The sequence below is a fragment of the Promicromonospora iranensis genome (genome assembly GCF_028994775.1).
Lineage (GTDB): Bacteria > Actinomycetota > Actinomycetes > Actinomycetales > Cellulomonadaceae > Promicromonospora > Promicromonospora iranensis_A.
Map to the genome: position 1 here is coordinate 46,480 of NZ_JAJQMN010000020.1, position 8,753 is coordinate 55,232.

The 8,753-nt window shown below is 71.4% G+C and carries 9 protein-coding genes; 2 read left to right on the top strand and 7 right to left on the bottom strand.

From position 1 onward, the window contains the following. Window positions 1-129: 129 nt before the first annotated feature. From LUU90_RS25090 to LUU90_RS25120, 7 genes are all read right to left on the bottom strand, one after another. On the bottom strand, window positions 130-1,791 hold the full coding sequence (locus LUU90_RS25090; protein ID WP_275006926.1) for an ABC transporter permease: 1,662 nt from the start codon (window positions 1,789-1,791) through the stop codon (window positions 130-132). Then, entirely contained in the window at window positions 1,788-2,774 is a 987-nt protein-coding gene (locus LUU90_RS25095) for an ABC transporter ATP-binding protein (RefSeq protein ID WP_275006929.1), read from the bottom strand. The genes LUU90_RS25090 and LUU90_RS25095 overlap by 4 nt, the downstream gene beginning before the upstream one ends. Window positions 2,775-2,843: 69 nt before the next feature. Then, the gene (locus tag LUU90_RS25100) at window positions 2,844-3,578 is read right to left on the bottom strand and encodes a TetR/AcrR family transcriptional regulator (RefSeq protein ID WP_275006930.1); all 735 of its coding nucleotides are present in this window, start codon (window positions 3,576-3,578) and stop codon (window positions 2,844-2,846) included. 94 nt (window positions 3,579-3,672) lie between these two features. Continuing rightward, window positions 3,673-4,962 carry a uracil-xanthine permease family protein gene (locus LUU90_RS25105; RefSeq protein WP_275006932.1) on the bottom strand — a complete coding sequence of 430 codons (1,290 nt, stop codon included), beginning with the start codon at window positions 4,960-4,962 and terminating at the stop codon, window positions 3,673-3,675. A gap of 41 nt (window positions 4,963-5,003) precedes the next feature. Continuing rightward, on the bottom strand, window positions 5,004-5,867 hold the full coding sequence (locus LUU90_RS25110; RefSeq protein WP_275006933.1) for an alpha/beta hydrolase fold domain-containing protein: 864 nt from the start codon (window positions 5,865-5,867) through the stop codon (window positions 5,004-5,006). Window positions 5,868-5,951: 84 nt separating this feature from the next. Then, complete coding sequence (locus LUU90_RS25115) at window positions 5,952-6,881, bottom strand: LLM class F420-dependent oxidoreductase (RefSeq protein ID WP_275006935.1); 930 nt, start codon at window positions 6,879-6,881, stop codon at window positions 5,952-5,954. A gap of 62 nt (window positions 6,882-6,943) precedes the next feature. Continuing rightward, window positions 6,944-7,561, bottom strand: a complete 618-nt coding sequence (locus LUU90_RS25120) for a DsbA family protein (RefSeq protein ID WP_275006937.1) — start codon at window positions 7,559-7,561, stop codon at window positions 6,944-6,946. 23 nt (window positions 7,562-7,584) lie between these two features. Between LUU90_RS25120 and LUU90_RS25125 the strand changes: the two genes are divergently transcribed. Next, complete coding sequence (locus tag LUU90_RS25125; protein WP_275006939.1) at window positions 7,585-7,779, top strand: hypothetical protein; 195 nt, start codon at window positions 7,585-7,587, stop codon at window positions 7,777-7,779. Between the two features lie 70 nt (window positions 7,780-7,849). Continuing rightward, on the top strand, window positions 7,850-8,599 hold the full coding sequence (locus LUU90_RS25130) for a TetR/AcrR family transcriptional regulator (protein WP_275006941.1): 750 nt from the start codon (window positions 7,850-7,852) through the stop codon (window positions 8,597-8,599). Window positions 8,600-8,753: the final 154 nt, after the last annotated feature.

The following is an 8,753-nucleotide window of genomic DNA, read 5'->3' on the forward strand; positions in this document are numbered from 1 at the left end:
CATCCTCACTGGACTCGGCGGGGCGCGGTCCGGGAGCGGCGGTGAGCACCTGCCTGCTGACACGGAACGGCGTCCCGCACCATACCGGACGGAGAGTGCGGACAACAGCCGCACACTCCGTCCGGCCACTCAGTTGCTCTGCAGGTCTCGCCGCCGGAACCCGAGGAGCGCCAGGGCGAGCAGCACGGCCACCACCGCACCGAGCCCCACCATGTTCGCGGCCTCGGGCGCCTCACCGAATCCCGCCGGGAGCCAGTCCAGCGGCGAGATCGCCTCAGCGCCCTCGGGCAGGTTGAAGACCGCGCCGAACATGCCGACCACGAACGAGTACACGAGCAGCAGCCACGCGGCGGACGCGAACCGCGGGACCCAGGCATACAGGGCCGCGGCGAGGCCCAGGTAGACGAGGAGCGCCACGGAGTAGGTCCAGAACACGTCGGTGTAGGCGGCGAGCCCTGGCTCGTCCATACCGACCTGGACGGCGCCGACCCACATCGCGTAGACGCTCACCGCCATGAGGACCACCGTGCTCAGCCCCACGACCACGAGGTGCGCGCCGAACCATCGCGAGCGCGACACCGCCAGCGCGAGGAGCACCTCGGCGCGGCCCGCCGCCTCCTCCGCCTTGGCGCGGCCGGACATGACTATCGCGTACGCGGCGCAGGCCAGGGCCGCGAACAGCATCATGGCGCTCAGGAAGCCGTCCCGGAACACCGCCGGGTCCGTCCCCCCGAACACGGCCTGGAACATCTCGTTGTCCGCCGCGCCGGAGACGCCCATCTGCAGGATCTCCGGCAGGAGGGTGCCGGACGCGTACCACATGAGTGCCATCCCGAGAGCCGTCCACCCGAAGGCCGACCGCTGCTGCCGCCAGACCAGTGCGAGCGGGCTGCGCAGGCGTGCCGAGGCGTCCGCGCGTCCACCGCGGGTCGCGACGAGTCCCCCGCCGAAGTCGCGGCGCGAGGCGAGGACCGCCCCGAGCACCAGCAGCAGGAGGATCGCCACGATCGAGAGGGCGGCGGGCCACCAGCGCAGGTCGACGAAGGATCGCATCTGCTGCGCCCACCCGATGGGCGAGAGCCACGACAGCAGGCTGCCGTGCCGCTCCTGGATGTCCCCGGCGGACCGCAGCACGAGCGCCAGGCCGTACGCGGCGAGGCCGATGCCCGTGGCGCCCCGGCCGTGCTCGGTGATCTGGCACGCCACCACGGCGACGGCACCGAACACCATGGCGGCCAGGCCGGACCCGACGGTGAGCCCGAACGAGTCCACGAGCGGCATGGCCTCCCCGCTCGCGCCGTACAGGGCGAACGCCGAGGCGACGGCAATGACCGCGTTGACGACGAACAGCGTGACGATGGCCGCCACCGCGGGGGCGTGCCGCCCGACCGGGGCGGCGCGCACCAGCTCGGACCGGCTGCTCTCCTCCTCGGCGCGCGCGTGGCGCACGACGTGCAGGACGCTCATGATCCCGAGCGCCAGGACCACCCAGGTGATCCCTTCGTTGGCGATGGCCACGCCGACCGTGTAGTTCTCGATGCCGTAGCCGGGACCGCCCATGACGATGCCGGCCGGCGTCTCCATGACGAGCGCCCGCCCGGCGAGCGCCTCGGGGCCCATCGCGTCGAGCGCCACGGCGAAGTAGGCGTAGAAGGCCACCACGGACAGCGTCCAGACGGTGAGCCGCACCCGGTCACGGCGCAGCATGAACCGGACCAGACGCCCGGTCCCGGTCAGCGTGGAGCCGGACGACGGCCGCGGGACCGCGGGCGCCTGGGCGACGGCGGTCACCGCGCACCTGCCGTGCCGGGCGCCGTCGGCGCCGCGGACGCGGTGTCGTCCGCGCCGTCCGCCGCGCTCTCGGCGCCGGGCAGCACGTCGCCGTAGTGCCGCATGAAGAGCTCCTCCAGCGAGGGCGGTGCGGCGGTGAGACTGTGCAGCCCGAGCGCCGTCAACCGTGACATCGCGGAGCCGACCTGGGCGTTGTCGACGTCGAAGGTGACGCGCGTGCCGCCGTCGGCCGGAGCGGTGGCGAAGTTGTGCACACCGGCGAGCCCGCCGACGGCGGAGGGGTCGTCCGAGACCACTGCGGTGACGTTCGAACGGGTCAGGTGCCGGAGCTCGTCGAGCGTGCCGGACTCGACCGACGTCCCGTTACGGATGATCGTCACGGTGTCGCAGACCTTCTCGACCTCGTGCAGGATGTGGCTGCTGAGCAGCACGGACGTACCCGTCGCGGCCGTCTCGCGCACGTACTCGGTGAACACGGCCTCCATGAGGGGGTCGAGACCCGACGTCGGCTCGTCGAGGATCAGCAGGTCCACGTCCATGGAGAACGCCGCCACGAGCGCGACCTTCTGCCGGTTGCCCTTGGAGTAGGTGCGGGCCTTCTTGGTGGGGTCGAGCTCGAAGCGCTCGAGCAGGTCGGCCTTGCGCTTCTTGTCCACCGTGCCGCGCAGCCGGCCCAGGAAGTCGATGGCTTCGCCGCCGGTCAGGTTGGGCCACAGGCTGACGTCACCCGGTACGTAGGCGAGTCGTCGGTGCAGCTCGACGGCGTCGCGCCAGGCATCCCCGCCGAACAGACGGGCCGTGCCGGAGTCCGCGCGCAGCAGGCCGAGCAGGACGCGGATGGCGGTCGACTTGCCGGCCCCGTTGGGGCCGAGGAACCCGGCTACCTCGCCGGGCTGGACGGTCAGGTCCAGGCCGTCGAGGGCCTGGACCCGTCCGAAGGACTTGCGCAGGTCGTCGATCTGAATCGCTGGTGTCGCGGTCATGACTCGCTCGCTCTCTGACGTCGGAAGGGGACGTGGCAGGGCAGCGCGCTCTCGACCGGCGGGTACCGGTCAGCCTGGGGCAGGCGTGGGCGCTACCTCCTCGCCCGACGGCGGGTCGGACACGTACATGAGGTAGTCGTCGAGCATCCGACGGGACGTGAGGAAGCCCTCGGTGAACAGCTCCATCATCGGCAGGTAGCTCTTGGAGAAGTAACCACGGACGATTCCGACGAGATCGCCCGGGTCCGACGGCGGGTTGAGCGTGACCTCCAGCAGCAGCGCACCGAGCGAGGACAGCGTGAGGTAGCGCGCCCGTGCGGCCTCGTCCCTGCTGGGAACGATGACGCCCGCGGCGACGCCCTCCTGGGTGTAGTCGACCGCGTCGTCGACCATGTGGCCGATGAACTCCCGGGCCAGTGGGCTGCCGTCCTGCATGGAGCGCAGCACGTACCCGACGAGGGTCGCGTTCTGCTCGGCGGCGGCGAACTTGTGGAAGAAGCTCTGGTCCGCCGCGGCGTCGGCGACGTTCTCCCGCTTGAGCCGACGGATCGTGGCCAGCAGGTGCGCGTCGCACTCGGCACGGAGCTTGTCCTTGGAGCTGAAGTGGTGCATCACGAGGCCGGCGCTCACCCCCGCGTCGGACGCGATGGCCCGGACCGGCGCGCCGAAGCCGTCCACCGCGAACCGGGTGATCGCTGCATCGCGGATCCGGGCACGGGCGGTCAGGTCGGCGTCGGCGGGCACACCGCTGCCCGACGGCGGGGTGGTTCCCCCGCGCTCTTCGTCGCCACGCACTGAACGCATGTTCAGCATGCTAATCACGTGTTCAGTCCGGTGTCCAGACCGGTGCCGGACGGGCAGCCCGGTAGTGGGCCCACCCGCCCGGCACGGACGTGGCTCAGGCCTCCGCGGTGCCGCGCCAGCGGCCGATCGCACCCATCACGTGATAGATCACGAGGGCGGCGGCGGTACCGAGGGCGATACCGCCGAACTGCAGGTCACCAGCGGTCCAGGTGAAGTTGGCGATGCCGATCACGAGCGGCACGGCCGCCGTCGTCAGGTTGACGGGATCCGAGAAGTTGACCTTGCCCTGCACCCAGATGCGGGCGCCCAGGATGCCGATCATGCCGTAGAGCATGGTCGTGACGCCGCCGATCACTCCATCGGGGACGCTGGCGATCAGCGCGCCGAACTTGGGCGACAGGCTGAGCACCAGCGCACCGAACGCGGCCACCCAGTACGCCGCCGTCGAGTACACCCGGGACGCCGCCATGACGCCGATGTTCTCGGCGTACGTCGTGGTGCCGGAGCCGCCGCCGAGGCCCGCGAGGGTCGTGGCGACACCGTCGGCCAGGAGCGCCCGGCCGGTCAGCGGGTCGTAGTTGCGGCCGGTCATCGCGGCCACCGACTTCACGTGCCCGACGTTCTCGGCGATGAGCACCAGCACCACGGGCAGGAACAGACCGAGCACGCCCGGGTCGAACGACGGCGCCACGAAGTGCGGCAGACCCACCCAGTCCGCCTGACCGACCCTCGAGAAGTCGACCTCGCCGCGCAGGGTGGCGACGGCGTACCCGATGACGACGCCGAGCAGGATCGCGAGCCGGCCGACGAGGCCGCGGAACAGGACCTGGATGAGGATGATCGAGGCCAGGGTGATGACCGCCGTCACCGGAGAGGCCTGGAAGCCCGTGCAGATACCCTGCTCGTCGCACGTGCCCCAGGCGACCGGCGCCAGGTTCAGGCCGATCAGCGCCACGATCACGCCCGTGACGACGGGCGGCATCGCCACCTGGATCCAGCGCGGTCCCGCGAAGTGCACCACCACGCCGACGAGCGTCAGGAGCAGGCCGGTGGCGAGGATGCCGCCGATCGCGGCCGACTGCCCGCTCGACGCCGTGGCCGCCAGGATCGGCGAGATGAACGCGAAGCTCGAGCCCAGGTAGCTCGGCAGCTTGTTGCCGGTGATCAGCAGGAAGGAGATCGTGCCGATCGCCGAGAAGAACAGCGTGGTGCCCGGGTCGAACCCCGTGATGGTCGGCACCAGGAACGTGGCGCCGAACATCGCGACGATGTGCTGCAGGCCGATCCCGATGGTGCGCGGCCAGCTCAGCCGCTCGTCGGGGGCGACGACCTCACCGGGGGTGATGCGTGCGCCGTCACCGTGCAGCTGCCAGCCGATTCGCATGTGTCTGTCCTTGATCTCGCAACGGGGGTGTCGCGCGGATCCTAGTCGCAGGTACTGCGGACCTCGCTGAGCTCGGCGTCGACCACCGGCGCCGGGCAGAGGAACTGCGTGTACCGCTCGTCGTCGTCGACGTGGCGCTTCAGCCAGGAGAGGCTGTACTTCGCGATGGTCGTGCTGGGGGCGCTCGGCGCGGAGTGTGACGCGTCCCGCAGCTCCAGGTACGCCTTGTCCCCGTCGGCCGGTAGCGACTCGTAGATCGGCTCCGCGTACGACCGCACCCGTGCGACGACGTCGTCCTCGGCGCCGATGACCAGGGTCGGGGCGGTGACCTCGGGAAAGGTCCTGTCCGGGCTCCACGGGGTCATCGGGATGACCGCTCGCAGCGCGGGATCGTCCTTGGCTGCCTCCAGGCTGCCGCCGCCACCCATCGAGTGCCCCATCACGGCGAGCCGGTCGGGATCGATGCGATCCGCCAGGGCGCCCTCCCGCAGCTGCTCCAGGGCGGCGAGGAGCTGCGCGCCACGCCGGGTGGGCGAGTCGGCAGGACGGAGGGTGTCGATGGTGAGGACGACGAAGCCCTGGGAGGCCAGTCGCGGGCCGAGCCAGGCGATGGCGGCCTGCGAGGAGCGGTAGCCCGGAGAGATCGCCACCGCGCCGAACGTCCCCTCGGAGGTGTCGGTCGGGTAGTACACGGTGCCGCCGCCGTATCCCTCGGCGGCGGCACGCGTGATGACGACCGCGCGGATCTCGAACGTCCCCCGGGCAGCCACGATGCTCTCCGCCGTCGGGTCGGGCCCGCGCTGGTAGCGGTCGTCGGCGGCAGCGGCCGGGACCGCCACGAAAGTTCCGGCGGCGAGCGCGGTCGCCGCGAGAGCGGCTCGGACGGCACGAGAAAAGCTCTGCATGGAGTTCTCCGATGTGTGTCGCGGCAAGGACGGCCGGGACGACCATAGGAAAGATTTCTCCACACGGCCTGCGCTGGCTGTGGCTCAGCCGAGCTGCGGGCGCACCTCGCGCGCGATCAGGTCGAGGTGGTCCAGGTCCGCCAGGTCGAGGACCTGCAGGTAGACCCGCTGGACGCCCACGGCCTCCAGGGCCTTGAGCCGGTCCACAGCCTCGGCCACGGTGCCGGCGATGCCGTGCTCGCGCAGCTCGGCGGGCTCGCGGCCGATCGCCGCGGCCCGCTTGGTGAACTCGGCCTCGTCCTGGCCGACGGCGGCGACCAGCGCCACTGACTGGACGATCGACCCGGGCGCGCGACCGACGTCGGCCAGGGCCTTGTTGATGACCTCGATCCGCGGGCCGATCGTGTCGATCTCCGGGAAGGACTGGTTGTACTCGTCGCCGTACCGCGCCGCGAGCGCGGGCGTCCGGCGTGGGCCTCCGCCACCGACGAGCACCGGGATCCTGGACTGGGCGGGCTTCGGCAGGGCCGGGGAGTCGACGAGCTCGTAGTGCTCGCCGGAGAAGGAGAACGTCTCCCCGGCCGGGGTGCCCCACAGGCCGGTGACGATCGCGAGCTGCTCCTCGAGGATGCCGAACCGCTTGTCCGGGAACGGGATGCCGTAGGCCTTGTGCTCGGCCTCGAACCAGCCCGTGCCGAGGCCGAGCTCCACCCGTCCGCCGGACATCTGGTCCACCTGCGCCACCTGGATCGCGAGGACGCCGGGGTGCCGGAACGTCGCCGAGGACACCAGGGTGCCGAGCCGCACCGTGGACGTGTCGCGGGCGAGGCCGGCGAGCGTGATCCAGGAGTCGGTGGGGCCGGGCAGGCCGTCGCCGCCGCCCATGGCCAGGTAGTGGTCGGAGCGGAAGAACGCGCTGAACCCGAGCTGCTCGGTCGTCTGGGCGACGGCGAGCTGGTCGTCGTAGGTCGCGCCCTGCTGGGGCTCGGTGAAGATACGCAGGTCGAGAGTCATGGCACCCACGATGCCACGCCGCACCGACATCAGCCGTCAGCCGTCGGCCGTCGGCCGTCGGCTCAGTCGAAGACGGGGTCCGTGGTGCGCGAGCGCTTGATCTCGTAGAAGTACGGGTACCGCGCGAGGGCCACCGAGGCGTCGAACAGCGCCCCCGCCTCCTCGCCGCGCGGGATGCGCGTGAGCACGGGGCCGAAAAACGCGACGCCGTCGACGTGGATCGTGGGCGTGCCGACATCGTCGCCGACGGGCTTCATGCCCGACTCGTGGGAGGCCGCGAGCGCCGCGTCGTGGTCGGTGGACGTGGCCGCCTCGGCGAGGGTGGCGGGCAGTCCCGCCTCGGCGAGGGCCTCGACCGCCACGGCGTCGAAGTCCTTGTTCTGCTGATCGTGGATCCGGGTGCCGGCCGCGGTGTAGAACGCGGAGAACGCCTCGGGGCCGTGGTCCGTCTGGACCGCCGCGGCGATGCGGCCGATGCCGCGCGACCGCTCGATGCGCGCCCGGTAGTCGGCGTCGATGTCCCTGTCCTTGTTGAGCAGGTACAGGCTCATGAGCTTGAAGGTGAGCTCGACGTCGCGGATCCGGGCCACCTCGAGGGCCCAGCGCGACGTGATCCAGGCGTAGGGGCACATGGGGTCGACGTAGACGTCGACGACGGGCTTGGCTGCGGTCTCGGTCACGCCGAGCAGACTACGCTCACTGCGTGACCGGGATCCGTTGGGCGAGTCTCGCCACCGTCGTCGGCGGCGGGGTGGTCGCATCGGTGTGCCTCGTGGGCGTCCTGCTCGGCCATCCGTGGTCGGCCGTGCCCGGCGGGCTCGGCCTCCTGATGGCAGTACGTGAGGTGCGCTACCTGCGCAGACTCCGGGCCGGCAAGATCCCGAGGCGAGAAAGTTAGCGCCGTGAACACCATGCAGCGTTCAAGAATGCTTCACGCCGCCCGACGGGCACGCGGTAGCCTGCCTGGCATGACCGCCGTCCGTACCCACACGCATGCGCAGGCAGTAGACGTCGCGGTGGACCTGTTCACCCGGCAGGGGTACGAGGGGACCACCGTCGAGGAGATCGCCGACGCCGCCAAGGTCAGCCGGGCCACGTTCTTCCGCCGGTACCGCTCGAAGGAGGACGTGGTCTTCGCCGACCACGAGCTCCTGCTCGAGGAGGTGGTGGTGATGCTGGCCGCCACCCGCCCCGACGCCCGAACCAGCGAGGAGGCAGGGCACGACCTCGGTCGTGCCTGGGACCCCGACGTCGACCCGTACCTCGAGGTGTGCCGCGCGGCACGCATGGTGTTCGACCACCATGTCGGCCAGCGTGACACCTCGCTCGCCCGGTACGCCCTGCTCCAGCAGGTACCCGCCCTGCGCGACCGCGAGCTCATCACCACGCACCGCTACGAGCGGGCGTTCACCCACTACCTGCGTGACACGCTGCCGCCGGAGCGGTCGACGTCCACCGCGTCGATAGCGTTCGCCGCCTCCGTCGTCGCCGTCCACAACGCGATACTGCGCCGCTGGCTGCGTACGCCGTCGCTGGAGCTGCGGCCCGAGCTCGAGGAGGCGTTCGCCGACCTGCGGCGGGCCGCCGTGCTCGGCACGGCCGCGCATACGCCGGCCGACGGCGGAGCCCCGGCGGGCCGCCGCGTGGTGGTGACGGTCGTCGAGGGCGGTGCCGGGCCCGACGAGGTGGCGCGCGCGGTCCGGGAAGCGCTCGCCTAGCGTCCTCGCCCAGCCGTCCGTGGCTGAGCTCCGTGCCGGAGTTCCGTGCCGGAGTTCCGTGCCGGAGTTCCGTGCCGGAGTTCCGCTGGACGTTCCGGCAGGGAATGCGGTCATGGCATCCTGTGTTCCGCTAGCCGTAGAGAAGTAGACCAAG